Genomic DNA, 22,953 nt, shown 5'->3' with positions numbered 1-22,953 from the left:
ACCATGCGGACCTTCGCGAATGTTCAGGAGCTCAAGGCGGCCGTCGGTGAGACGTTCGGCCCGACCGAGTGGCGCACCGTCACCCAGGAACAGGTCAACCTCTTCGCCGACGCCACCGACGACCACCAGTGGATCCACGTGGACGTGGAGCGGGCCAAGGAGGGGCCGTTCGGCGGCACGATCGCGCACGGTTATCTGACGCTGTCGTTGCTGCCGTCGTTCATGTTCGAGATGGTCAAGGTCGAGGGCATCGCGATGGGCGTCAACTACGGCCTGAACAAGGTCCGCTTCCCCAGGCCCGTGCCCGTCGGCGCGCGGGTCAGGGCCGTGGGCGAGCTCACCGACGTCAAGGGCACCCCGGCCGGTTACCTGTCGAACCTGAAGATGACGATCGAGATCGAGGGCGAGAGGCGGCCTGCCTGCGTGGCCGAGACCCTCAGCCTGTACGTCCCCGTCACAGAATGATGGCAGCTAGGGCCGCCAGGGCGATCAGAGCCAGGTAGGCCAGCACGAGCCGGGTGTCCCTGAGCAGGCACTTGCTGCGGGCCAGCCCGGCTCGCCGCGCCTTCCAGTAACCGGCGAACCCGAGCGCGGCGAACCCCAGCACCGCCCACGGTCCCAGCAGCCAGGCCAGCAGCGCGACGGTCGCGTACACGCACAACCGGAGCGGATCGTACGGCTGATCCTTGGCCGGAGCCGCGCCGGAGCGGGGGTCGTTCGCCGTCATGACGCCACCGCCGACAGGCGTTGCCGGGAGAGTTGCGGCCAGGCCTGCACGGCGCAGAAGGGCGCGCACTGATCCTGCTCGGCCCGCGTGCCGACGTGCACGCAGCACTGCATGAGGCGCTCCTCGATCATTGTCGAGATGTCCATGAACGGTTTGACCGTGATGCGCACCACCCGCTCCCCCAACATTCTGCGTAGCTTCCTGCGCCGGCCCGGCAGCGCTGAGGAGGCGAGCGTGAGGAGGGTGGAGACGCCGAGGTCGCAGTTCTCGCAGATGTTCCGCCACAGGTCGCCGACCTGCGGGTGGGACAGCGACGACTGCTCCGACAGCAGGCCGAGCAGCGACTCCTGTACGGCCAGGCGCAACTCGCGCGGGATCTCGGAGTCGGCGATGCGGTTGGAGACCAGGCCCAGGTTCTCCTTGAGCCGGTCGTGGCCGATCAGCGCGGTGAGGGAGCGCCACTGGCGGGCGTCGTCGCGGACCAGGTAGCCGACCGAGCAGCAGTGCGGGTGCGAGCAGGGCAGGGCGGTGAGGTCGCGCCAGGTCACCAGGCCGCCGGTCTGCGGGCCGAGGCGTTTGAGCACGCCGGTGTGGGTGAGCCGGTTCGACGGATCGATGGTGCCCGATCTGCCCGATCCGAACTGGGGCTGCAGGGAGACGCCTCCGACGTACGGGGTGTCGAGCGCGAGGCGTACGACGTCGCCGATCTCGCCGTCGTTGACGCCCAGCGCGGCCGTCATGACCAGGGTGGTGAAGATCTCGCGGTCCGACAGGCGTTCGACGGCCGCGGCCTTGAACCGGCGCAGGTCGCCGCCTCGGTGGTGTTGTGAGGCGTGGGCCGATGAGCCGTCGTACTGGAGGTAGACCTCGACGCGCTCGCGGTGCTCGGTGAGGAGGTCGAGGAGGGAGTCGTCCCTGGCGATGAGGACGCCGTTGGTGTTGATCAGGATGCGGGTGATCGGGCGCTGTTCGAGCTCGGACAGGAGGGTTTTGAGCTCGGGGTGGAGGGTGGGCTCGCCACCGCTCAGCATGAGGACGTCGAGCTTGCCGTTCTCCCTTTCGAGGCGTTGGTCGACGTTCGCGAGGATGTCGGGGACGGGGACGATGCCGGCCAGGTCGGGGGAGCTGTCGGCGAAGCAGGTGGGGCAGCGCAGGTTGCACGTTTCGGCGATGTCCTCGAGGAGGATGCAGGTGTGCTGGGTCTGCATCTCGGGGAGGCCGTGGAGGTAGGCGAGGGGGATCGGAGCGAAGTTTCCCGACAGATCCGGTACGTGCTGCTTTGTCGGGGCGGTCCATTCCTCTAGGTATTTGAGGATTTCTGGGTCCTCGTCGTACAAAGTCCGAATCAGGCCGTGTTCGCGGCAGCCGCGCTCCAGCCATACCCGGCCGTCGCGTTCGACCAAGTAGCCGCTCAGGCGCTCGACCTTGTCGAGGTCCCGGCCGTGGCAGTGCGGGCAGAACGCGTTGACGTACCTGAGGATGCGGTCGCCCCGCAGACCCATCCCTGCACTCATGTCATGACCTTCCGCTGGAAAAGGGGATCGTAGTAGCCGCGTCGCCAGCCGTACGCGAGCCTGAGCGCGAGCAGTGGCAACCCGACGAGCAGGAAACACTGGGGCCCGGTCAGGCCGAGCCAGAGCGTCTCGTTGGCCCGGGTGAACTCGACGACGAAGCGGAAGGCGGCGTACCCGGCGAGGTAGAGCGTGAACAGCTCGCCGGGCTGGGTGAGCCGCTTGCGTGCCCACATGAGCACTGCGAATGCGGCGAGCTGGAAGATGATCTCGTAGAGGAACGACGGGTGCATGGCCTGGCCGGCGAGGCAGCCGGGGCACTCGGGGGTCGTCGCCGGGGCGTGCACGCCCCAGGGCAGGTCGGTGGGCCGGCCCGGCGCCTCGGTGAGATGGCAGCCGATCCTGCCCACCGCCATGCCGAGCGCCACGGCCGGGGCGAACAGGTCGCCGGTGCGTTCCTTGTAGCCGATGATCTTCTTGGCGACGAGCACGCCCACGTACGCGCCGGTCAGGCCGCCGAGGATGCTGCGGGAGCCGTACAGCCAGAGGTCCTGGAGGTTCAGCGTCTCGAGCCAGCCCGCCAGGCGCATGCCGATGGCGCCGCCGACCAGGGCGCCGGTGACGGCTATCAGCGACTGTTCGTTGAGGGCGCCGCGTCTTCTGGCCTCCCGTACGAAGACGACGGAGGCCGTGAAGACGCCCAGGCCGACGAATATTTCGTGAAGGGGGACCATGTCAGCCGTACAGGCTCGGGTTGAGGCCGGTGCAGATCCCGGCGGACAGGATGGACCACAGCGCCCACCCGATCATGAGCCCGAGGCCGAGGCCCCGGGTCCAGGATTGGCGGATGAGCACGAGGCCGATGCCGCCGCCCAGGCCGATGAGGGCGAGCACCGCCGCACCCGCCGCCACGTAGGCGGTGTGGGGGCCGCTCGAGTCCATGGCGACGGCGAAGATGAAGAAGCCGACGATGACGTTGAGCACGCTGTAGAGCGCCAGACCGGCGAACGCGAGCGCGACGACCACGCCGCTGGAGGCCCCACTGGACGGAGGCGGCGGTGGTCCGTAGGGAGGCTGCCGAGGGTGGTTGGGGTCCTGCGGGGGCGGTCCGTACGGGGGTTGCCAAGGACCGTTCGGGCCCTGCGGCGGCGGCGTGCTCATCGGCCGGGTCTCCCCCAGTTCGTCATCGGACCGGGGCCAGGCTAGGGACGGGCGATTGCCATGGGATCAAAACGTCCACCTACGCGTACAGCTCGGGGTTGAGGCCCGTGCAGAAGCCGGCCGTGACGATCGACGTGAGCGCCCATCCGATCATGAAGCCCAGGCCGAGCCCGATGGACCATGATCTCCGCAGCAGCACGAAAACCAGCCCCAGGCCGATGCCGAAGAGCGCCAGGAATCCGGCCGCCACCCCGAACGCCACCTCCGACTCGAAGGCCAAGGCGACGAGGCCGGTGATCACGTTGACGACGAGATACCCGAAGAACCCGGCGAACGCCAGCCCGACGACGAGCCCCGTCCGGCGAGGCGGCTCCCCATGCGGCTCCTGATGTGGCCCTTGAGGTGGCCCTTGAGGTGGCTCAGGCGGCGGTGGCATGCTCACGTCGCACACATTACGGCTCTAAGTGCCCCCTGAGTAGTAGATCGCCGCCTGTACCCGGCTCTTCAGCCCCAGCTTGTTGAGCACCCGGCTGACATGCGTCTTCGTCGTGGCCTCCGCCATGTCCAGCTCTTTGGCGATGTCGGCGTTGGACATGCCCCGCCCGATACAGGCCAGCACCTCCCGCTCACGAGGCGTCAGGCTCTCTGGGCCGGCCGCCGGCTCCCTCCGCGACGGCGTCGCCTGCTTGGCGAAGGCCGCGATCAACTTCCGCGTGACGCCCGGCGAGATCAGCCCATCGCCCCGCGCCACCAGGCGGACCGCCTCCACCAGCGACTCGGCGTCCGTGTTCTTCAACAGGAAACCGGCCGCGCCCGCTCGCAGCGCGCCGAAAACGTACTCGTCGACATCGAACGTCGTCAGGATCAGCACATCACTGACGCCAGCCAGCTCCCTGGTGGCCGAGATGCCGTCGAGGCGTGGCATGCGTACGTCCATCAGCACCACATCGGGTCGCAGTTGCTTGGCCATGGTCACGGCCTGCTCCCCATCGGCCGCCTCGCCGATCACCTCGATGTCCGGCACGCCGTCGAGGATCAAGGCGATCCCCGCCCGGACCGCCGCATGGTCGTCGGCGACCAAAACCCTGATCGTCACCGGCTCACCCGCCGTTTCCGCCACCTGTCACGCACCTTCCGGCCGTACGTCGACAACCACCGCCCGCTCGGCCGCCACTGGCCTCGAGCGGTCCCCACCCCCGTGGTAAGTCGTGGACACATGAGCATCAGAGGTAGGCAGCACGGCACGCACCCGCCACCACCCCCGCCGCATGCCGTCCTGTCCCCCAGGCCCGGCATCCAGGGAACCTCCGACCAACGCGGCCCGCTCCCGCATGCCGATCAGCCCGGCCCCAGCCCCCGGCAACCGCGCCACCCCACTCCCTCCGGCGGCTCCGACGGCGTTCTCAACAGTCACCACGACCCGCCCCGCCTCGTACGAGAGCACGACGTCAACCGGCGAGTCGCCGTGCTTGAGCGCGTTGGTCAACGCCTCCTGCAGAATCCGATAACCGGCCAGATCAACGGAGGCAGGCACCTCACGAGGATCCCCGTCGACCCGCAGGCCGGCGTCCAGCCCCGCCCGCCTGACCCGCTGCACCAAGGTCTCCGCATCGGCCAGCCGCGGCCGGGTGGCCTCAGGCTCCTCCCCTTCCTGCCGTAACAGCCCGATCATGGACCGCATCTCGGCCATCCCCTTGACGCTGTTCTCCCGTACGGACTCCATGACCTTCCGAACCGTCCCCGGATCGAGATCCTTACGGGAGAGCGCAGCCGTGGACTGGATGGCGATCGCACTGAAGTGATTGGCGATCATGTCATGCAGCTCGCGAGCCATCCGCGTACGCTCCGCGGCGATGGCCGCCTGCCGATCCAGCTCCGCCAGATGCGCCACCTGCTCGGCCCGCAGCCGCTCTGCCGCCGCCCGATCCCGCTGCTCCCGCAGCACCAGCGCAGTCGTGACCGGCGTGACCAGCACCAGCCCCGCCTGGATCCCCATCACGGCCAGCGCCCGCCAGTCCCCCGCGATGAACCCCGCCACCGCCCCACCCAGCACCGCCAGTGTGGACGTGACCCCGAGCAACACCCGAGCCAACCGGGCCGGCCCGTAGAGCACGGCCGCGTACAGGTTGTCGGTGAACACCAGCACAGTCCCCAAGGACGGCCCCACGAACCCGTCCACGGTGACCGCGACCACCCCAAGCCCCAGGGACAAGAGCGGCGCCCGCTGCCGCACGAGAACCCCCGCACAAGTGATCGCCAAGGGGATGACGAGCACCCACTCAGGCACCCCACGCTCGAGATAGGCGCCACCCGCGATCAGCACCACACCCGCCGCGAAGGCCACCCCGGCCCCGAACACGACCCACTTCATGGCCTCTATCCCATCACCCCGGCCCCCTGCCGCCCTCCTGCGAGGGACCTGCCTGTGGATACACACTTCGATGTATCCACGGGTACGGCAGGACCAGCCGGCGGGAGCAGCATGATTGCGGTAACTGGTTCGAGGCACTCCCCAGAACCCGCTATGCTTGCTTACGCAGCGAGCGGCCGTAGCTCAATGGATAGAGCATCTGACTACGGATCAGAAGGTTAGGGGTTCGAGTCCTCTCGGCCGCGCTCCAGCTCAAAGGCCCTCTGGGATCAACCCAGGGGGCTTTTTTGATCTCCGTACAGCAGCGTTTTACAGCAACGCGGGCCCACACAGCCTGTCTTCTACAGACAGCACGCGAATGACGAACCCTGTAACCCGCCGTCGGCCGAGATCAGTGTGATCTTCCCGTACCACTCATGCAGGTGCTCCAGGGCAGACTCCACAACCGCGTCAGGCATACCCACGATCAGCTTGTTCGTGGACACTCGGCAGACTGCGCGATCATGTGGACATGGTTCCTGCAGCCCCCTCCGAACGCCTTCCCACGGAGCCAGACCTGATCAAGGTGTGGTTCCAGTTCGTGCCCCGGGAAAACTGGCTCCCCTACGACACCGAAGGGCTCTGGGCCACGCGCTTGAGCCAGGACACCGCTCGTGTGGCGAACGTCCCATTCCTACAGGACGGAGTCGCCGAGGGCGACGTCGTGCGCTTCATCACCGACGACGACGGCCTTCACTGGGCCTGTGAACGGGTGGAAGCGTCGGGCAATTGCACCGTCCGGGTCCTGCCGGTGCCCGATGGACCGCTGGGGCGAAGGCACAGGCCATACACGAGCAGTTGGCACCGTTCGGCCTGGGCGGGGAATCCTTCAGCTCGGAGCTTCCCCTGGTCGCCTTCACCGTGCCGGCTGACGCAGACTTTGGGCAGATTAAGGCACTGCTGACGCGAGGCCAAATGGATGGCTGGTGGCACTTCGAGGAGTCTTGCATCACCGACGCCTGGCGAAGCGCCTAACGATCGGTTGTTCACGGGCACGGAAGCCAGCTACCTTGCTCAGGCATCGCCAAGGCCCTCTCGGAGGCGGGACTGTACGGTCTTCGGTGTAACTCCTGATCAAGGAGAACGCACCTGATGAGTACTGTGATCCAGGCATCGACGGAGATCGACCTGGAGGACGCCGCGGTGGCGCGTAAGAAGTCGGAGAGCTCGACGGATCGGGAGCTGGTGGCCAGGCTGGTCGACCAGGCGCGAGCCGAAGGGGTGGAGCTGGTCGGTGAGAACGGGCTGCTGGGCCGGCTGACCAAGCTGGTGCTGGAGTCCGCTCTCGAAGGCGAGATCACCGACCATCTCGGCTACGACAAGCACGAGCGCGCTGGCAGCGAGACAGGCAACTCGCGCAACGGGACCCGGTCCAAGACCGTCATCACCGACGTCGGCCCGGTGGAGATCACCGTCCCGCGGGATCGGGACGGCAGCTTCGAGCCGAAGATCGTGCGTAAGCGGCAGCGGCGCCTGTCCGGCGTCGATGAGATGGTCATCTCGCTGGCCGCCAAGGGCCTGACCACCGGCGAGATCTCCGCGCACCTGGCCGAGGTCTACGGCGCCGAAGTCTCTAAGCAGACCATCTCCACCATCACCGACAAGGTGCTGGACGGCATGGCCGAGTGGCAGAACCGGCCGCTCGACGCCGTCTACCCGGTGATCTTCATCGATGCCATCCATGTGAAGCTGCGGGACGGCCAGGTGGCCAACCGGCCGGTCTACGTGGCGATGGCGGTCACCGTCGATGGCGAGCGCGACATCCTCGGCTTGTGGGCCGGCGACGGCGGCGAGGGCGCCAAGTTCTGGCTGCACGTGCTGACCGAGATTAAGAACCGTGGCGTCGCTGATGCGCTGATGGTGGTCTGCGACGGGCTCAAGGGGCTGCCGCAGGCCATCGAGACCGTCTGGCCGCAGGCCGTCGTCCAAACGTGCGTCGTTCACCTGCTGCGTGCCTCGTTCCGGTATGCCGCCCGCCAGCACTGGGACGCCATCGCCAAGGCGCTCAAGCCGGTCTACACCGCGCCGACCGAGGCGGCGGCGCTCGAGCGGTTCTATGAGTTCGCCGAGGTCTGGGGCGGTAAGTATCCGGCGATCGTGAAGTTGTGGGAGGACGCCTGGGCCGAGTTCGTGCCCTTCCTCAACTTCGACACCGAGATCCGCCGGGTGATCTGCTCGACCAACGCCATCGAGTCGGTCAACGCCCGTATCAGGAGGGCGGTCAAGGCCCGCGGCCACTTCCCGAACGAGCAGGCCGCGCTCAAGTGCGTCTACATGGCGATCATGAGCCTGGACCCGACCGGCAAGGGCCGCAAACGCTGGATCACCCGCTGGAAGGCCGCTCTGAACGCCTTCGCCATCACCTTCGAAGGCCGCCTGACCCCGACCACCCGATAGATCAAGTCAAGATCGAGATACACCGATCACTGGACAGACCCTCGGAGGCGGCGAACCCACTCCGTGGGGAAGACCTGCTCAAGCCGCTCTCTGAACCGCCCCGACTTTGATGGAGACGGTTGATTCCGACGGGTTCGCTGGGCTGGTATTGAGCGTAGTAGATCGCCTCGAACTCCTCGGCCGGGAGGTGCCCGATGGCGGAGTGCAGGCGGGTGGTGTTGAACCAGGCCACCCATTCGGCAGTGGCCAGTTCCACGTCGGCCAGGCTGCGCCACGGGCCTCGGGGCTTGATCAGCTCGGTCTTGTAGAGGCCGATCTGTGATTCCATCAGGGTGTTGTCGAGGGCTTATCCGGCTAATGACGCTGGTTTTGGGCGTTGGCCGGGTAACGCTTTCAGCTGACCCGGGTAGTAAGTCGGCGGAGTTGCTCTTCGTGGCGACGGACGCGTGCAGCGACGGCTTCCAGAGCGGTGTGGAGGTTTCGTATTTCGTCGAGGAGGCCGGTGAGGGTGCCGTTGGTGGCGGCGCGGCGGCGGTTTTCCTCGATGATGGCGCGGAGGGTGGCACTGCGGTAGAGGGTGGTGCGGCCTAGCCCGGTGAGGTTGGCGACGGCGATGAAGGTGACGGGTTGGCCGTCGCGGTGGAGCTGGGCGCATGCCTTCTCGACGCGGTGGAGGGTGTCGCTGCTGGTCATCCGGCGTGGGCCTCGCTGATCAGGTGGTCGAGTCGGGTGATGAGTCGGCGGTGTCGTTCGGCTTCGGCGATCCAGCCTCGATTCTCGGCGTCCTGGGCGAGCGCGTCTGCGTCGACACGCTGGGCGGCGAGGATGGGCAGCGAGCTGGGTTCGGTGTGGAAGCTGGGGCAGTGTTCGCAGATGTTGGCGTAGGTGCAGGCGCCTTGGGCGGGTGCGCGTAGGCAGAAGCCGCCGGCCATTCTGGGTTTGATCAGCGGGGTGTCTTTCCAGTCCTTGCCGCCGGTGATGTCGGCCAGGGGCAGGTGGACCCGGCCGGGGGCTGGGGTGCGGGCTTGTTGTTTGGCCAGGTCGAGGGCTCGTTCGTATTCGGCGCGGACTGTGGTGTCGAACAACCGTCCGTAGCGCAGGCTCATTTCTGCGGAGGCGTGTCCGAGCAACGCCATCAGCGCCTGCAACGAGACTCCGGCGTTCACCAGAGCGGTGGCGTAGGTGTGGCGGAGCTGGTGGGAGGTGATGTGACCGAGTCCGGCTTGCTGAGCGGCGCGATCGAGTTCGGCGCGGACGGCGCCTTGGCCGAGGCGGCGTCCGTGGTGGGTGAACAGGAACTGAGCCGGACGCCGGTAGCGGGGATGTGGCATGGGTCTGCCGTGTGTTCGGAGCTCGATGATGCGGTCGATCAGGTCGAGGATCTCTTCATCGAGGGGGACCATGCGTTCGGTCTCCAGCTTCCCGAGGCCGATCTTCAGCCAGTTGCCGTGGCCGGGAACTTCATGGACGCAGTCGAGCTCCAGGTCCAGGAGTTCCCCGATGCGTAGCCCGCAGGCGCGTTGCAACCTTAGGGCGCAGGCGGCCAGCTGGTTGCCGGGACGGTCGCGGAGCTCTTCGGTCAGGCGGCGATCGGCATCGACGGGCAGGTAGCGGGGCAGCACCTGCGGGAGCTTGGGGTTGTCATCGCGGAACACCAGCTTGCGGGCGGGTGCCTCGGCCCAGCCCCACTCGGTGATGTCGGTGAGGAAGCCGGTCAGCGCGATCACCCGGCGGGAGCGGTCGGCGACGGTGATGGCTTCGCCGTTCTTGGGGTTGACGGCGTCGACCAGGGCGGTGAGGTAGGGCTCGATGTGATGCTGCCGGTCCAGCTTGGCGATCGAGGTGAGTCCGGGATCGATGTGGGTGAGGAAGAGGCCGAAGTGTTTGAGCCGGGTGGCGATCGCGGAGACGGTCTTGGGCTGGCAGGTGGCGCGCTTGCGTTCCAGGTAGGCGATCATCGTGGTGCGGATCGGTTCTGCCACCTCGGCCAGCCGCTGTTCGAAGGGGACCGGCCCGCCCATCCTCGGCAGCGTGTCGATAATGCCCAGGTGGAACAGGACTCGCTGGGCGTTGCTGAGCGCGGACAGGTAGTGGCGGTGGTCCTTGCCGGTGCGGGCGCTGCGGGCGACGCAGGCGGCGGCGAACTCTTCCAGGTCGGCCAGGGTGAGCTGTTCAAGGACGGGTCCGGCCTGGATGAGCAGCCGGGCCGGCACCTGAGAGCCGGTGGCCAGACGCACGCGCAAGGAGAAGCCGAGGTCCTCGGCGGCGGTCATGAAGCGCTGCACTCCCGCAGCGATGGGCGAGTCCTCGATCTCTCGCCAGAACGTGGACAGTTTGCGTTCCAGCAGGTAGTCGTAGCCGGGTCGTAGTCCGCGGTGCAGCATGAGGAAGGTGATGATCGGCCGAGTGTGCGCATCGGCCGACAAGCGGATCTCCAACGGTTCGGCGGCCCAGCGACCGGGGTCGGGCCAACGCTCGAAGAACACTCGCGCGGCCTGCTGATAGGGACGGTTGCCTCGCCCGGTCCGCTGCAGATAGTCGAGGTAGTCGGCGTGCAGGCTATTGCTGGGCGCGGATGCGGCTGCGTGCGGCATCGAACTCGGCTTTCACGTGGGCGGGTGCCAGATGGATATAGCGGGCGGTGGTGTCGACGTGCGCGTGACCGAGCAACGCCTGCATCACCGCCAGGTCGACTCCGGCTTCGGCCAGTGCGGTGCCGAAGGTGTGCCGCAGCGCGTGGGGATGACCTGCGGTGATCCCGCTGACGGCGCGGTGATAGCGGAAGATCGTGCGCAGCCCTGCTGCCGTGAGCGGTCGTCCCCGGTTGGGGCCCTTGGCCACCAGGAACAGCCGCTGCTCGGTCGACTCGGGCCGCTCGGCCAGCAGATATACCTGGATGACCGAGGCGACGTCGGCGTCCAACGGGACGCGCCGCTGTCGATCGCCCTTGCCGAGCACGCTCGCCCAGCGGCCACCGATGTCGGCGTCGGCGACGTTCAAGCCGAGCACCTCGGCCGAGCGCAGCCCGCAATACAGCATCAGGCCCGCGATCGCTCGGTCGCGCCAGGTGTGGAAGCTGGCCAGCAGCTCCGCCGCCTGGGTCTGGGACAGTGCTTTGGGCAGGCGCCGGGGCTCGCGCAGTCGTAGCGAGGAGCGATTCTTCGGGCGGCGGATCGTGTGCGCGAGCATCCCGGACCGCTCGCCGGCCACCCGCCAGCGCGCCTCGCGTCCTTTCGGGACCGGGTTGATCGACTCCGGGTCGCGCATCGTGACGAACGTGAACAGCCCCGAGATGGCCGCAAGCCGCCGGTTGATCGTCGTGGCGGCGTACTGATCAATCCGACGGCCCGACAAGGTGACCACGTTCGGGCCGGCGCGACGCCCGGGAACCTTGGCCTCACGGCAGGCGTGCAAGAACTTCAGCAGCGTCTCGGTCGTCACCTCACCCAGCGACACGTCCTCGGTCGCCAGCCAGCGGCAGAACGCCAGCAGGTCATAGCCGTAGGAGCGGACGGTCTTGGGCGAGTAGTTCCGGTCGGCCAGATACGCCAGATACTCATCGACCAGGACGAACTGCCCGGCGGACGGTCCGGCCAGCATCCAGCTACCCTCATGTGCTTCCAGCCGGAGTCCTTGTTCGATCATGAGAACAGATGTACCCGCAATGACCTCATCCGGCTAGCAGGTAGCAGATCACGGCGAGTCGCTGACCTGGGGAAACATACGTATTAGCCGGTTAAGAGGGAATCGCCGACGGTGCCGATGGAGGCGTCGATCCCGGCCGCCAGCAGATGCGTGGTGAACCGGAAAGACGTGTATTGCTCGGGTTCAAGGGGTCGTCGCAACACTGCTGTTCAGCAGCGAGATTAAATGATCGCTGAAGGCTTCTGCAGGCGTCTTCCATCCGAGGGTCTTTCGCGGCCTGGTGTTGAGCGCGAATGCTACGGCCGCCAACTCCTCGGCATTCCATCGTGACAGGTCGGTGCCCTTGGGGAAGTACTGGCGCAGCCGGGCTGTCGCCCGCTCATGGCCGGGGTCGGCCACGGTGGTGCGCACCTTCTTGCCCCGCCGGGCGCCCTGCAGGCCGAGGGCGCGCATGCGCCGCTCGACGGTGCAGCGAGCGACTCGACGCCCTTCCCGCTGGAGCTGGTGCCAGATCTTGCGGGCGCCGTAGACGCCGTAGTTGTCGGCGTGGATGCGAGTGATGTGCTCATCCAGCTCGGCATCGCGCAGGGCCCGGGCCGAGGGCGGGCGGTTCTTGGCGGCGTAGTAGGTGCTGGTGGAGATGGGACAGCCGTGCTCGGTCAGGACACGGCAGATCAGCTCGACACCGAACACGTCGGCGTGCTGGTCGATGAAGCTCACGAGTGCGTGTGTGGCCGGTCGAGCTCGGCCGCGAAGAAAGCCGACGCGGCCTTCAGGATCTCGTTGGCGCGGCGCAGTTCGGCGTTCTCCCGGCGCAGCCGCTTCAGCTCGGCCGACTCATCTGAGGTGCGGCCGGGCCGGCTCCCCTCGTCGATCTGGGCCTGGCGAACCCAGGTGCGCAGTGTCTCCGCGGTGCCGATGCCGAGCTTGGTCGCGACCGCGTTGATCGTGGCCCACTCGGTCGGATAATCCGGCCGCACCTCGGCGACCATCCGAACCGCTCGACGGCGCAGCTCGGCAGGGTAGGGAGACTTACCTGGCATGGACTCGATCCTCTCAAGAGATCAAGTCTCCACCGAACCGAGTGAGACTGGAGGGGCAGGTTCCTGATGGGCCTGGCTCAATCAAACCCTGACCTTGGCAACGAGTGTCTTTGCCCTGCCGGCTTCATCGGGAGCGTCTGCACGGTGCGCCCCGGGCTGGTGCTCGTGACTTGATAGGAGCCTCGGCAGAAGGTCCCATCACTGGCTTGTCCGCCGGATTTTACGAGATGCCGCAAGAGTTGCGATTAAGCCGGATGATGTATCCGGTCAGAATTATGTGGTACGCGGAGCTACCCTAACGAATTTCGCGGCGCTCTTGTCGCTCAGGCCTCTCCCTTCAAGATCCAGATGGAGCGTATTGCCATCTGGAAGTAGGGGTGCATATCGAGTGATGTTCCACCCGGGCGGAGGCGCACACTCTAGATAGAAATTATAATATCGATCACCTTGGTCCGACTTGGTTGTGTATTCAGCTTCGCCTCTGCATGTGTAAGTCTCAGAACTGATCAATACATCGCCGTCCTGCTCTATGGACATCCTGCGCGGAGAACCGCCATCATCGCGGACCTCCTGCCAGTCCCCAGCAATTCGCTGCATTTCCAAGTCGCCCCCACACGAGGCGAGAATGATGACGGCAAGGAAATCCGCGACAATAGCTCTTGATACACAAGAGAACATGTTTATCCCTTGCCTGTTTGGATTGACGTCACATTTTGAAGGCTTTGTCGCATCAACCGCGCCCTAACGGTGTACCGGAGTCGACGTGGTAGCTACGTTGTAGCCCCGTACCCTCAGGTAAGGCAGCTGCCCGTGCAGCGCGGCCGTCTCGTAGGTCGCGGTGATCCTGGTGGATTCGCCGGGCCAGAGCGAGAGGTAGTTGTCGCTGTAGATGACCGGCAGGACTTCCCTGCCGTTGTCGCCCGCCGTGATTTCGGGCCGTACGAAGAAGGCGAGATTGGTTGGGCTGGCATTGGTGAGCGTGACGGTGACGGTCTCTCGACCGCCGGACAGGGAACGCGTTGCCGCGGCCTCAAGGTGCCGATTGGAAGCCAGCCTGTTGAGGCCGCTCAGGTCCGCGAAACCGTCGATCTCCGTCTGGTAGTGGTTATCGGCGTTGCCGAGCGCGTCAGGACGCGTGGAGTACCAGTAGAGGTTGTCACTGACACTCGAGCCGTTGGCGTCCCGGAGCTGAAGCCGCAGGAAGAACGTCCTCGACAGGCCGGTCAATGGAGGAATTTTCAGCACCCGCACCGAGGCATTGGCCGGGGAGGAGACCTGAGCGGTGGCCGTGTACTTCCGGGTCAGAGACGGGATGTCATAGACACGCGCTGTCGCGGTCAGTGCCGTGCGAGCCGCGAGGGTCGAGTTGACCACGTGCACGTTCCGCGTGAAGTAGTCATAGCTAATATGGATCGGCTCGGTGGCCTTCTTGGCGCCGAAGTATCCGCCGCCTGGCTTGAAGTAGTAGTCATAGAGGTTCCAGTGGAGGGACGGCCACGCGTTGTTCAGCATCCAGAAGATGGTGCCGAACGTCTGGGTGTGCTGACGTGCGCTCCAGGCTTCGAAGAACGATCGAGTGGTCTCGTAGTTCTGCAGCTCGGATTTGCGGGAAAAGTCGTCGGCGTCGTCGGCTTTGCCGTATCTCTTGTCGACTCCGTCGGTGAACGGGGTGATGTGGTCGAAGGGGGTGCCCGGCTTGCCCGCGTGGTAGTTCCAGACCGTGCCGATCGGCCACCGGTCGTCCGGGGGGATGAACCGTTCCAGGCTTTCCAGCGGTGGAGGGGCTTGCGTGCCTTGCTCCGCGGTGGTGCCGAACGCACTGCCTGATCGGCTGGAGTCCCACCACAGCACGGGCGGCTCCCATACGTAGGGCCCGTCCATCTTCATGCCGGCGTTGGGATCTGCCCAGCTGGCGACGCTGTCCAGGGTGGGATTCTGCCAGTGCAGCATGCGGGCGATGCGCTTGTAACCGTCCAGCCGTGCCTCAGTGGGGGGCCGGTCGCTCCCGTAGGTCCACAGGAAGCTGCTGGCGTGATGACGCAGTGCTCTCATCTGGCTGTCCAAGGAGGCGTAGGCCACTCGTTCTTGCTCCGGAGACCAGCTCCTGTCGTTCTCCCAGGCGCTGCAGCAGACGAAGCCGGACATGAGCATGATCCCGGCTCTGTCGGCCAGGTCGTAGAGCTCCTCGTTGCCGAGAGTGCCCTCCAGACGGAGGGTGTTGAGGCCCATGTTCTTGGTGTAATCGATGTGGGCCTGGTTGGTTTTGGTGTCCCAGCGCTGGAGCAGGTCCCAGACGTATCCGCCACCCCGGAACAGGATGGGACGGCCGTTGACCTTGTAGCCGGCGAAGGATGTCCCGTTGACCGTGGTGCGGTGGCCGGTGAACTGCCGGACGCCGAAGTCGATCGACTTGCGGTCGGACGTCGATCCCGAGACCGCGGCGGTCATGGAAAGTCTGTAGAGCTCCGGCCGGCCGAAGTGGTGAGGCCACCACAGAGCGGGATTGGCGACGTGGAGCTGTGGGTGGGCGTTCGTGTCGAAGGTGACGTTCCTGCGTTTGCCAGGGTCGAGCGTCACCTCCTTGCTGAAGGAGATCGTGGGCCGGCCGGTCTTGGAGATGGATCCGCTGATGGTCGCGGTCACCGGGGTGTCTGTCGCGTTGATCGCGTCGACGTACACGGTCAGGTCGGCCGCGTTCGTCGCGGGCAGGGGGAGGGTCGTCTTGACATACGGATCCCTCAGCGCGACAGGGCCGGTCGTGTCGAGAAGCGTCTTGCCCCAGAGACCGGCGTTCATGTCGGGGGCCTCAGGGTTCCAGTCGACGGTGCAGAAGGAGAGGTCCTGGCAGTCACGCGCCGGTGGGGTGACCCGGATGGCCAGCGCATTCGTTGTGTCAGGACGGATGAGCCGGGTGACGTTGTACTCGCGGCTCACCATGGTGCCGACCGCGTCGGGATCGAGTCGCCGTCCATTCAGCCAGATCTGCGCGCGGTAGCTGATCCCCTTGAACCGGAGCCAGTACACCTGTCCCGCTGAGGTGCGGACAGCGGGGAACTCACCTCGGAACCACCACTCTTGCTGGGTGAGGTCGGGGACTTTTCGGAGGTTCGTCCCGAAGAAGATGTTCTGGTGGACGCCGTTTGCTACCAGGCCTGCCAGCACAGTGGAGGGAAGGGCGATCGGATGCCATCCCGCGGTGTCGTAGCCGACCTGGGAGATGGCGGCTCCGGTGTCGGTGACGTCCTGCGCTGATCGGAGTGACCAGCCTCGGGTCAATTCGGAGGAGCTGACGGTGACGACACCGCCGGTGCCCGCGACACCGAAGCCGACGATCAGCGACAGGATCACGATCAAACAGCCGAACGGCGCACGTCGAGGGCGACGGCCGGTCATGTGCCGTAGACCTGCATCTCATAGAGCGAATACCCGAACCTGGTGCCCCGTTCCGTCCCGTACATGCGAACGTATCTGCCCGTGCCGGAAAGGCCAGTCAGATCGTCCTCGTTGCCATCGCCGGCCGTGGTTTCATAGACGGTCGTCCAGACGGCGGCGTCGTTCGACACCTGGATCTGGTAGGTCTTCCCGTACGCCGTCTCCCAGAAAAGTCTCACGCGGGAGATGTTCTTGGGCGATCCGAGATCGATCTGGAGCCACTGGGGATCCGTGAACTCGAGGGATCCCCATCGAGTGGTGAAGTCGCCGTCGAACGCCTTTTCCGGCCCCAGCGCCGCCTTCTCGATCGACGACGACGTGGCGGGACGGGCGAGAGAGAGCAGGCTCTCGGCGGGCCTCTCGGCGGCCTTGGTCTCCGTGGTGAGCTTGAATACGTGGAAGGTGTTGGTCGCTTGTGACTGGAGAATGACTGCCTTCGGCGGTGAAGGTCGATACGTGTAGCACGCATCGATTTCCGAAGAGTAGCGAGGAGCCACGATCAGGGACGGCGAGTATGTGCAGGCATCGCCGGTGATGTGGGTGCGGATGGTGCCGTCGTCGTCGACCAGCCACAGGGAGAGGTCTTCCAGCACGAGATCTCGGAATCTGCCGGTGTTGGCGAGCCGCGTCTTCACCACCGTCCGCCCGCTCTGAGCGCCGCTCGGGAGATCTACCGCGCCGGAGATGTCCAGCGCTCCGCTCACCGTTTCCGTGTCCTCGTCCGGAATGGTGATGGTGGTCCTGGTGGGGGTCTGGGTGGTCACCGCCTGGAGAGTCGGCGCACAGTCAAGGTTGCGCTGGCCGGCAAGGTGGAGTGATGGGAAGCCCTCCAGATCGAGTCTGGTCGGGGTCAGGTCGGTCGGGACCTCGCCTATCGCGTACAACCAGCTTCCTGGCACGCTCTCGGCCGCCAGTTCACACATGGCGATGCCCGGAGGCAACTGCAGGGTGCCGAACGAATCCGGAATGCTCACGGGTTCCACGTCCGGAGCGGGGGCTCCCTGGGCCGGTGCGACCGTCACTCTCGCGTTGTAGGTGACGTCGCCCTCGGCGATGCTCAGGGTGCCGTCCGTCGGGAGGTCGACTTGCCGCATGGTCGATCCATTATTACGCACGCCCAAGCGGATCGTTACCTTGTCCCAGCCGATACGGTTTTCGCTTGGTCCCTGCGCCACGGTGCCCGTAAGGGCGAGATCCGTGTCCACGGCGTCCCCGCTTCCGGGTTCCCCGCTGTTGCCGCCGCAGCCGATACAAAAGGCCAGGAAGAATATCAGCGCGGTGATGACGGAACTCAGTCGCCGGAGCATAATTCCCCCTTCCGGGGCACTCATTTAAATCTACTCCTGCGGCCCGAGAAGCCAACCTAACGGCCCCAAAATTCGCAGGCGCGGAGAAGATCAGGATTGATCAACCTCTTGCCCACGCCTGACCTGGAAGAGCCGAAATTCCACGAGTTGGCCATATCCGCGTCACGCTCGAACAGGCGGTCTTGTCGCGGGATGGGCGGCTGCTTAAGCTGATCACGTGTTCGGTACCGCCCTGTTGTTCTACTGCGCGGGATCGCTGGTGCTCGTCATATGGGCCGGCGTCGCCCTGGTGGGCCAAGTGGCGAGCGAGGTCGGCGACAAAAGGATTTCGGAGTCGAAGGAAGGCGTCCAGCGCGTCCTGAAGAGGTATCTCCCGTGGCTCGTGGGCGGATTTCTCCTTTGGCTTAGCCTTCTCCTTGTTCTCATCCAGCTTCAGATAAGTCTGTCTCCTTATGTTTAGCGGTCGCAAAATATTGCTGACGACTCTCTTCGTTATGGTTGTCGCCGGGTGCGGAGAGCCCTCACAGTCCCCTCCAGCGACGACCACGACGCAGAGAGCTGAGTCCCGGTATCTCGGCGAATTCACCGTTCTGGCGGGTAATCCTGCTTTTGAGATCGCCAATGTGAACGGCCAACCTTATGCCAACAGCGTCGTGGTCTCACTATTCACGAGCCCGAACCAGATCGAATACGACCTGTCGCGTGATTGGCAACGTCTCAAGGCCACGGTGGGGGTGCGAGATGACGCGCCGGCCAATTCCAGAGCGCGTTTCGAGGTCTACGGCGACGGGAACCGGCTCTACCGGAAGGATCTCTCCTTCGGCCAGGCAGAGAAGATCGATGTCGATGTGACCCGCGTGCTCCGGCTGAGAATGGTGAACACCTGGTTGACGGGGGACTCCACGTACTCGGTCGTGTGGGGAGACGCCATCCTGGAGAGATGAGCGGGCTAGTCTCGATCTTTTGTGCGCCCGGCAGAACGGAAGTGAAGCTGTAACATAGCGGCGGATCATCCGTTCGTAAGCTTGTCGTCGCTTGCCGGTGGATGTCGGGTCCGGGGCCTGGAAGCAGCCGCGAAGAACTCGCGGCTTATATGGTGTGGAACGTATCGATAGCGGCGACGGGAACTGGGGGGCCCTCCCCGGAACGACGACCGCGACTCGTAGCCGTGGGTACCGGACACTGTCCTGGCTCAATGCGGACCCCGACGTGGCGGGTAGTTGTCGAGGTATCCACTCTGGCCATACCTGACCCAGCGTGCCTAACGGCGACGCCCGGAGAACCTGCACTACCCGCTCACTTCCGCATGCCCACGCCCAGCACCGCCCCCAACATCCAAGATCAACAGTCTTGCGAGAGCTGGCCCTCGTGATCGTGAAAGCTTGAGGCCGGTCACTACCAACGGCCACGGGATCGGCGCAATCGAGCCATTCACAGCGTCCTCACCGGTCGCACTGGCCACCGACACCCGTCCCCGCTTCAGTAGATCATCCTCAATGCACGCAACCAAAGAGCAAGCACATCTCGACGACTCCAGACCCCATCCCCATATAGCCTCAACGGTGCGTAATATCACCGCCATGGCCGTGCCCAAAGTCTTCCCCTTGCGCCGAGTAGCGGGTTCATTAGTAGTAGTAGTAGTCTAAGGATTCGTGGGAGATGCATTTATAGCAACTAATTCACCAAGCCTCCCCTAGAAGCCGTTACCCGCACAACTCCTTCGCGGTTTTGTGGAGGGCGCGATGAAAAAAGTCCGTAGGTGTTGCAGTATTTCTCTCCGTACTCATTCCCGGCCTCGGAAACCTGTATGTAAAGGATACAGGAGCTGAAATAGGGTTGCTTGTGGCGTTCCTGGTAAGCCTGATATTGGTCTGGGCCATCATTGGGCTCTTTACAACTCCGATCATATGGATTGCCGGGCTCATAATGGCCTATTCGGCGGCAAAGTCTTACAACGCGAAGGCGGAGTAGATTATTGAGCGATGGCTAGCCGCCTATAAATATAACCGCACAAGAGGAACGGATGCAATGCTTCCTCGAATGATTAGACGCCCGGGGCCAATAGTGCTCGCAACCGTCCTCCTTGTTGCTGCTCCAGTTGAAGCGAACACAATCGGGCAGGCGAATGGCAGGGAGATGACAATCTCGGCGGCCGAAGGCAAGTGGGGGGTTGTTAGCCTGCCTTCGCGATCGAATCCGGATGACGAGCAATTTCTCAGAGACATCCATAATGCAGATGCGGAGAGGGCTCAGAGGACAATAATCAACGTACCTGCTACTCAGGCCTGGACCGATACGGGCCTGTACATTCAGCCCGGACAAGTAATACGCATAACTGCATCTGGGGTGGTCGGAATCGCATATAATGACGCTTCGAAGACGCCGGATGGCGCTCCGGGATGCACTGCTCAGGGTGCTTGGGTCGCGCCAGGACTATCGTGCTGGTCACTTATTGGGCGAGTAGGTGATGGCCCGCCACTAGCAGTTGGTCAAGAAGCTTATCTAAATGGGGGAGGCGAGCTATATCTTGGAATAAACGACGAAGTTGCCACTTTTGGTGATAATAGCGGGAGTTGGACGGCAAGCATCGAATTGGTATGGCAATGCCCTTCCTAGCTAACGACTACATGACGGGCTCTCTAGGGCCTCGTCTCCACGATGCTTAGGTAGAGATATTGAGGAAATGGCATGGATGACAAAGGCAGGAGAGTTCTCGGCTTCAGCCTCCTCGGCGGCATTCTTACGGTGGTGCTTCTCGGTGCCATTATAAGTAAGGTTACATCCCCTCCGGAGGGGGTCTATGATGATAATTGGACAGAATATGTGGGAGACTGGACGAGTTCTTCCGAGAGGCCTGGTGAGTTGAACCTCAGCGTCCATTCTGATGGAGAAATTAAATCAGATTTCTCAGTTGGCCCCATGACGGGAGGGCATCGCCTCACGCAGTCTTTCGAGACGAAGACGTTCTATATTAACTGGGGTGGAGGAGCACAAACTCCGCTACGCCTAAGTTCCGACGGGAACTATCTCACTCTTGTTGGACTTGGCGACAATGGTGGCGATTTGGTACTCCAGAGGGTTTTCGCTCCTACGCCCGGTTAACTGGAGCGGTTACCTCAATCGCTGTCCCCAAGAAGTGAGCGGAGCTGAGACGCGCGCAAGGGTCGTCGCCCGACCCTTTGAAGATACATAGGTATCCCAGGAGCACTTCCACTGAGCTCTTTCCATCCTGACGGCCCAGGTCGCGGCGGGTTCGCGTGGAACGGTGGCGGATGAGAGGAGGCTCCCGATAAGACAGCAGTCGACCAAGATCCGATGCCCCAACCGGGGGCCTCGTTGCTGTCTTACCGTGCCTCAATTCCGCTGTCCAACCACACCCTGGCCCGCCTGGCCGAACTCATCCACGCGCGGCGCGCCGGACGCCGCTGCCGGTGGCGGCGGTTAGACCCAGCCCAGCAAGCGCTGCTGGTCCTGGCCCACCTACGCAACGGCGACACCTACGCCCGCCTGGCCGCCGGCTTCGCCATCGGCACCACCACGGCCTGGCGCTACATCCGCGGTTACAGGTCGTCCGCAAGGCGATCGCCGCTCACTACAGAGGATGAAAGTTCGGGGTGTCATGTCGATCTTGGGCGCGGGATCAAGCCGGTGTGTGCAAGGAAGGCGTCCAGGAGGTCGGGGCGGTATTGCATCTGCTTGAGCCGGCTGCGGATGACCGCGGCGAGGTCGTCGAGCGTGCAGGGGGCCAGATTGCCCAAGCCGCGTTTGAGGTGCGACCACAGGTCTCCACCGGGTTGAGCTCGGGTGCGTAGGTCGGCAGGTAGAACACCGTCAGCCACGGGCGCGTGTCGATCAGGCTGCGCATCAGGGTGTCGATGTGGGTGTTGACGTTATCCCAAATCAGCACGATCGGCCCGCCGAGCTGCTGGTGGGCGGCGTCCAGCAGGCGAGCGTAATCGGTCTCGTTGAACCCTTTGCGTTCGTTCTTACGACGCCGGTAGATCATCATGCGGTAGATCAGCCGGGTTCGCTGCCCCGGCTTGAGCCCGGCCAGGTTGACGCGTCCGGAGCCTCTGCCGGAGACGGTGACGGCCGGGGTGCATCCGCGGCGGGACCAGGTGCGGGCCTTGGGCGGCCTCAGCGACTGGCCTGCTTCGTCTTGGAAGCAGATCCACGCCTCCTGGTCCCGCGCCGTTGTTCCACGAGCGGCCAGGTCTCCTTGATCCAGGTGGCGATCGCCTCTTCGTCGCGTTCGGCGACGCGCCGCTGCGGGGCCTGCGGGCTCCAGCCCAGCCGATGCAGCAGATAGGAGATCCCGCGCGGGGTGTAGGAGACGTGGAACAACCTGCCGACCAGCACCGTGACCCGCGCCAGGGTCCACCGCTGATCCTCGGTCCACCCCCAGACGGCCGGACCGGCGTTCAATGCGGCCTCCAAGCGCTCCACCTGCGCATCGCTGAGCCGGCAGCGCTGCCCGCATGGCCCTTTCGACTCCAGCGCCTCTGCCCCTGCCGTGCGCCAGGCCTTGTGCCAGACATAGGCCGACTTGCGGGAGACCCGCAGCTTCCTGGCCACCTGCGGCGGCGACATGCCCGCGGCGAATAACCCGGCAGCCTCCAAGCGAACCTGCTCACGCCTGTCCCGCGCCGCCGGCGTCAGACCACCACCATCCGGATAACGCATCCCACCGGCATACTCCCGAACCATGCCGTAAGCACGTAACCACGCCGCGTTACCTCAGACTTTCAACCTCTGTACCTCGTCCACCACGGCAATCCTGGCGCACCCGCCGATGAGCCTGCATGCCCGGTTCTGAGGGGGCCGGGGCGGCGCAGCAATGCGTTCCGTCTACCCGGCGGATGGCGAGTGAAGGGCTGAAGGAATCGAATGCGCTCCTGCAGGCGTGCATGGTTGACATCAGCATCACACCCCAGGTCCCCGAGCTGAAGGCTTCACGTCTCTCACAAATGTCTATAAAAAGCGATCGACCTTAGCAATTCGTTGGATCCTGTCAGCTGTCTCACGCCGTCACTCATTGCTGATCGTCACGCTCTCTAACATGTCAGGGGATGTGTTACTACGCAGGCACATATTTGATCTACCAAACGATGCCATAGATCCAGGCACACTGAACTTGGTGACCCATCTATCACGCTGGTGCATCCACATCGAAGACGCTTCGCAAGCCGACCGGGGAAGGCCTATGCGGTACGCTCAGCTGCTTAAATTTCCGTTCGATATATCAAGCCGAGCCGACTATGACAAAAATCCTCGCTAAACACCTAACAATAGTGGCGACATCATTGGTCCTGATCAGTGG

The 22,953-nt window shown here is 64.6% G+C and carries 21 protein-coding genes, 1 tRNA gene and 5 pseudogenes; 9 read left to right on the top strand and 18 right to left on the bottom strand.

Annotated features, from left to right (window positions below):
* Window positions 1-3: 3 nt before the first annotated feature.
* On the top strand, window positions 4-465 hold the full coding sequence (locus EDD27_RS44810; protein WP_127938299.1) for a MaoC family dehydratase: 462 nt from the start codon (window positions 4-6) through the stop codon (window positions 463-465).
* Here the strand turns inward: EDD27_RS44810 and EDD27_RS44805 are convergent.
* The 7 genes from EDD27_RS44805 to EDD27_RS44775 form a co-directional block, all read right to left on the bottom strand.
* Entirely contained in the window at window positions 455-727 is a 273-nt protein-coding gene (locus EDD27_RS44805) for a hypothetical protein (protein ID WP_127938297.1), read from the bottom strand. The two genes, EDD27_RS44810 and EDD27_RS44805, sit on opposite strands and share 11 nt — an antisense overlap.
* The gene (locus EDD27_RS44800) at window positions 724-2,241 is read right to left on the bottom strand and encodes a radical SAM protein (protein ID WP_127938295.1); all 1,518 of its coding nucleotides are present in this window, start codon (window positions 2,239-2,241) and stop codon (window positions 724-726) included. The genes EDD27_RS44805 and EDD27_RS44800 overlap by 4 nt, the downstream gene beginning before the upstream one ends.
* Window positions 2,238-2,972 (bottom strand): prolipoprotein diacylglyceryl transferase, encoded by a 735-nt coding sequence (locus EDD27_RS44795; protein ID WP_127938293.1) that lies wholly within the window; start codon window positions 2,970-2,972, stop codon window positions 2,238-2,240. Before EDD27_RS44795 ends, EDD27_RS44800 begins: the two co-directional genes overlap by 4 nt.
* Window position 2,973: 1 nt before the next feature.
* Window positions 2,974-3,264: a hypothetical protein gene (locus EDD27_RS44790; protein WP_206641940.1), complete on the bottom strand. Its 291-nt coding sequence runs from the start codon at window positions 3,262-3,264 to the stop codon at window positions 2,974-2,976.
* A gap of 214 nt (window positions 3,265-3,478) precedes the next feature.
* On the bottom strand, window positions 3,479-3,841 hold the full coding sequence (locus EDD27_RS44785) for a hypothetical protein (RefSeq protein WP_127938291.1): 363 nt from the start codon (window positions 3,839-3,841) through the stop codon (window positions 3,479-3,481).
* A gap of 18 nt (window positions 3,842-3,859) precedes the next feature.
* Window positions 3,860-4,519, bottom strand: coding sequence for a response regulator (locus tag EDD27_RS44780; protein ID WP_241564587.1), 660 nt, complete (start codon window positions 4,517-4,519; stop codon window positions 3,860-3,862).
* A gap of 3 nt (window positions 4,520-4,522) precedes the next feature.
* Window positions 4,523-5,770 carry a sensor histidine kinase gene (locus EDD27_RS44775; protein ID WP_127938289.1) on the bottom strand — a complete coding sequence of 416 codons (1,248 nt, stop codon included), beginning with the start codon at window positions 5,768-5,770 and terminating at the stop codon, window positions 4,523-4,525.
* A 172-nt stretch (window positions 5,771-5,942) separates the two neighbouring features.
* Here EDD27_RS44775 and EDD27_RS44770 point away from each other — a divergent pair.
* From EDD27_RS44770 to EDD27_RS44760, 4 genes and pseudogenes are all read left to right on the top strand, one after another.
* A tRNA-Arg gene (locus EDD27_RS44770) sits at window positions 5,943-6,015 on the top strand.
* Window positions 6,016-6,281: 266 nt separating this feature from the next.
* Window positions 6,282-6,521, top strand: a pseudogene (locus EDD27_RS57415) (DUF4265 domain-containing protein); the annotation flags it as partial.
* 17 nt (window positions 6,522-6,538) lie between these two features.
* On the top strand, window positions 6,539-6,784 hold the full coding sequence (locus EDD27_RS57410) for a DUF4265 domain-containing protein (RefSeq protein ID WP_338324698.1): 246 nt from the start codon (window positions 6,539-6,541) through the stop codon (window positions 6,782-6,784).
* Window positions 6,785-6,901: 117 nt separating this feature from the next.
* Window positions 6,902-8,206, top strand: coding sequence for an IS256 family transposase (locus EDD27_RS44760; protein WP_127932211.1), 1,305 nt, complete (start codon window positions 6,902-6,904; stop codon window positions 8,204-8,206).
* Window positions 8,207-8,354: 148 nt separating this feature from the next.
* On the opposite strand, the pseudogene EDD27_RS59095 reads toward EDD27_RS44760, so the two are convergent.
* From EDD27_RS59095 to EDD27_RS58130, 9 genes and pseudogenes are all read right to left on the bottom strand, one after another.
* Window positions 8,355-8,546, bottom strand: a pseudogene (locus EDD27_RS59095) (integrase core domain-containing protein); the annotation flags it as partial.
* Window positions 8,547-8,599: 53 nt separating this feature from the next.
* Entirely contained in the window at window positions 8,600-8,899 is a 300-nt protein-coding gene (locus EDD27_RS44750) for a hypothetical protein (protein WP_127934058.1), read from the bottom strand.
* Window positions 8,896-10,800 carry a tyrosine-type recombinase/integrase gene (locus EDD27_RS44745; protein ID WP_127938284.1) on the bottom strand — a complete coding sequence of 635 codons (1,905 nt, stop codon included), beginning with the start codon at window positions 10,798-10,800 and terminating at the stop codon, window positions 8,896-8,898. The genes EDD27_RS44750 and EDD27_RS44745 overlap by 4 nt, the downstream gene beginning before the upstream one ends.
* The gene (locus EDD27_RS44740; protein ID WP_127938282.1) at window positions 10,766-11,851 is read right to left on the bottom strand and encodes a tyrosine-type recombinase/integrase; all 1,086 of its coding nucleotides are present in this window, start codon (window positions 11,849-11,851) and stop codon (window positions 10,766-10,768) included. The genes EDD27_RS44745 and EDD27_RS44740 overlap by 35 nt, the downstream gene beginning before the upstream one ends.
* A 183-nt stretch (window positions 11,852-12,034) precedes the next feature.
* Window positions 12,035-12,217 (bottom strand): annotated as a pseudogene (locus tag EDD27_RS59090) (IS30 family transposase); the annotation flags it as partial.
* Window positions 12,218-12,274: 57 nt separating this feature from the next.
* A pseudogene (locus EDD27_RS59085) lies at window positions 12,275-12,544 on the bottom strand (IS3 family transposase); the annotation flags it as partial.
* Between the two features lie 23 nt (window positions 12,545-12,567).
* Window positions 12,568-12,894: a transposase gene (locus EDD27_RS44730; RefSeq protein WP_127938278.1), complete on the bottom strand. Its 327-nt coding sequence runs from the start codon at window positions 12,892-12,894 to the stop codon at window positions 12,568-12,570.
* Window positions 12,895-13,635: 741 nt separating this feature from the next.
* Window positions 13,636-16,242, bottom strand: coding sequence for a glycoside hydrolase family 2 protein (locus EDD27_RS44725; protein WP_164904068.1), 2,607 nt, complete (start codon window positions 16,240-16,242; stop codon window positions 13,636-13,638).
* Between the two features lie 41 nt (window positions 16,243-16,283).
* A complete protein-coding gene (locus EDD27_RS58130; protein ID WP_277750801.1) occupies window positions 16,284-17,657 on the bottom strand; it encodes a discoidin domain-containing protein in 1,374 nt (457 codons plus the stop codon).
* Window positions 17,658-17,850: 193 nt separating this feature from the next.
* Between EDD27_RS58130 and EDD27_RS44715 the strand changes: the two genes are divergently transcribed.
* From EDD27_RS44715 to EDD27_RS44700, 4 genes and pseudogenes are all read left to right on the top strand, one after another.
* Window positions 17,851-18,093 (top strand): hypothetical protein, encoded by a 243-nt coding sequence (locus tag EDD27_RS44715; protein ID WP_127938274.1) that lies wholly within the window; start codon window positions 17,851-17,853, stop codon window positions 18,091-18,093.
* A gap of 34 nt (window positions 18,094-18,127) precedes the next feature.
* Window positions 18,128-18,577, top strand: coding sequence for an NPCBM/NEW2 domain-containing protein (locus tag EDD27_RS44710; protein WP_164904067.1), 450 nt, complete (start codon window positions 18,128-18,130; stop codon window positions 18,575-18,577).
* Window positions 18,578-20,321: 1,744 nt separating this feature from the next.
* The gene (locus EDD27_RS44705; protein ID WP_127938270.1) at window positions 20,322-20,735 is read left to right on the top strand and encodes a hypothetical protein; all 414 of its coding nucleotides are present in this window, start codon (window positions 20,322-20,324) and stop codon (window positions 20,733-20,735) included.
* Window positions 20,736-20,969: 234 nt separating this feature from the next.
* Window positions 20,970-21,191: pseudogene (locus EDD27_RS44700) on the top strand (helix-turn-helix domain-containing protein); the annotation flags it as partial.
* An 82-nt stretch (window positions 21,192-21,273) separates the two neighbouring features.
* On the opposite strand, the gene EDD27_RS44695 reads toward EDD27_RS44700, so the two are convergent.
* Together EDD27_RS44695 and EDD27_RS44690 are read right to left on the bottom strand one after the other, a co-directional pair.
* Window positions 21,274-21,774, bottom strand: a complete 501-nt coding sequence (locus EDD27_RS44695) for a transposase (protein ID WP_241564919.1) — start codon at window positions 21,772-21,774, stop codon at window positions 21,274-21,276.
* Window positions 21,771-22,253, bottom strand: coding sequence for a winged helix-turn-helix domain-containing protein (locus EDD27_RS44690; protein WP_241564585.1), 483 nt, complete (start codon window positions 22,251-22,253; stop codon window positions 21,771-21,773). Before EDD27_RS44690 ends, EDD27_RS44695 begins: the two co-directional genes overlap by 4 nt.
* Between the last annotated feature and the right edge of the window lie 700 nt (window positions 22,254-22,953).

This window comes from Nonomuraea polychroma (assembly GCF_004011505.1).
Lineage (GTDB): Bacteria > Actinomycetota > Actinomycetes > Streptosporangiales > Streptosporangiaceae > Nonomuraea > Nonomuraea polychroma.
This window is presented reverse-complemented; position numbering and strand designations above follow the sequence as displayed.

Coding starts and splice junctions, on each gene's coding strand:
- EDD27_RS44810 (WP_127938299.1), top strand. CDS start 4: ATGCGGACCTTCGCGAATGTTCAGGAGCTCAAGGCGGCCGTCGGTGAG.
- EDD27_RS44805 (WP_127938297.1), bottom strand. CDS start 727: ATGACGGCGAACGACCCCCGCTCCGGCGCGGCTCCGGCCAAGGATCAG.
- EDD27_RS44800 (WP_127938295.1), bottom strand. CDS start 2,241: ATGAGTGCAGGGATGGGTCTGCGGGGCGACCGCATCCTCAGGTACGTC.
- EDD27_RS44795 (WP_127938293.1), bottom strand. CDS start 2,972: ATGGTCCCCCTTCACGAAATATTCGTCGGCCTGGGCGTCTTCACGGCC.
- EDD27_RS44775 (WP_127938289.1), bottom strand. CDS start 5,770: ATGAAGTGGGTCGTGTTCGGGGCCGGGGTGGCCTTCGCGGCGGGTGTG.
- EDD27_RS44760 (WP_127932211.1), top strand. CDS start 6,902: ATGAGTACTGTGATCCAGGCATCGACGGAGATCGACCTGGAGGACGCC.
- EDD27_RS44750 (WP_127934058.1), bottom strand. CDS start 8,899: ATGACCAGCAGCGACACCCTCCACCGCGTCGAGAAGGCATGCGCCCAG.
- EDD27_RS44745 (WP_127938284.1), bottom strand. CDS start 10,800: ATGCCGCACGCAGCCGCATCCGCGCCCAGCAATAGCCTGCACGCCGAC.
- EDD27_RS44740 (WP_127938282.1), bottom strand. CDS start 11,851: ATGATCGAACAAGGACTCCGGCTGGAAGCACATGAGGGTAGCTGGATG.
- EDD27_RS44730 (WP_127938278.1), bottom strand. CDS start 12,894: ATGCCAGGTAAGTCTCCCTACCCTGCCGAGCTGCGCCGTCGAGCGGTT.
- EDD27_RS58130 (WP_277750801.1), bottom strand. CDS start 17,657: ATGAGTGCCCCGGAAGGGGGAATTATGCTCCGGCGACTGAGTTCCGTC.
- EDD27_RS44710 (WP_164904067.1), top strand. CDS start 18,128: ATGGTTGTCGCCGGGTGCGGAGAGCCCTCACAGTCCCCTCCAGCGACG.
- EDD27_RS44705 (WP_127938270.1), top strand. CDS start 20,322: ATGGATGACAAAGGCAGGAGAGTTCTCGGCTTCAGCCTCCTCGGCGGC.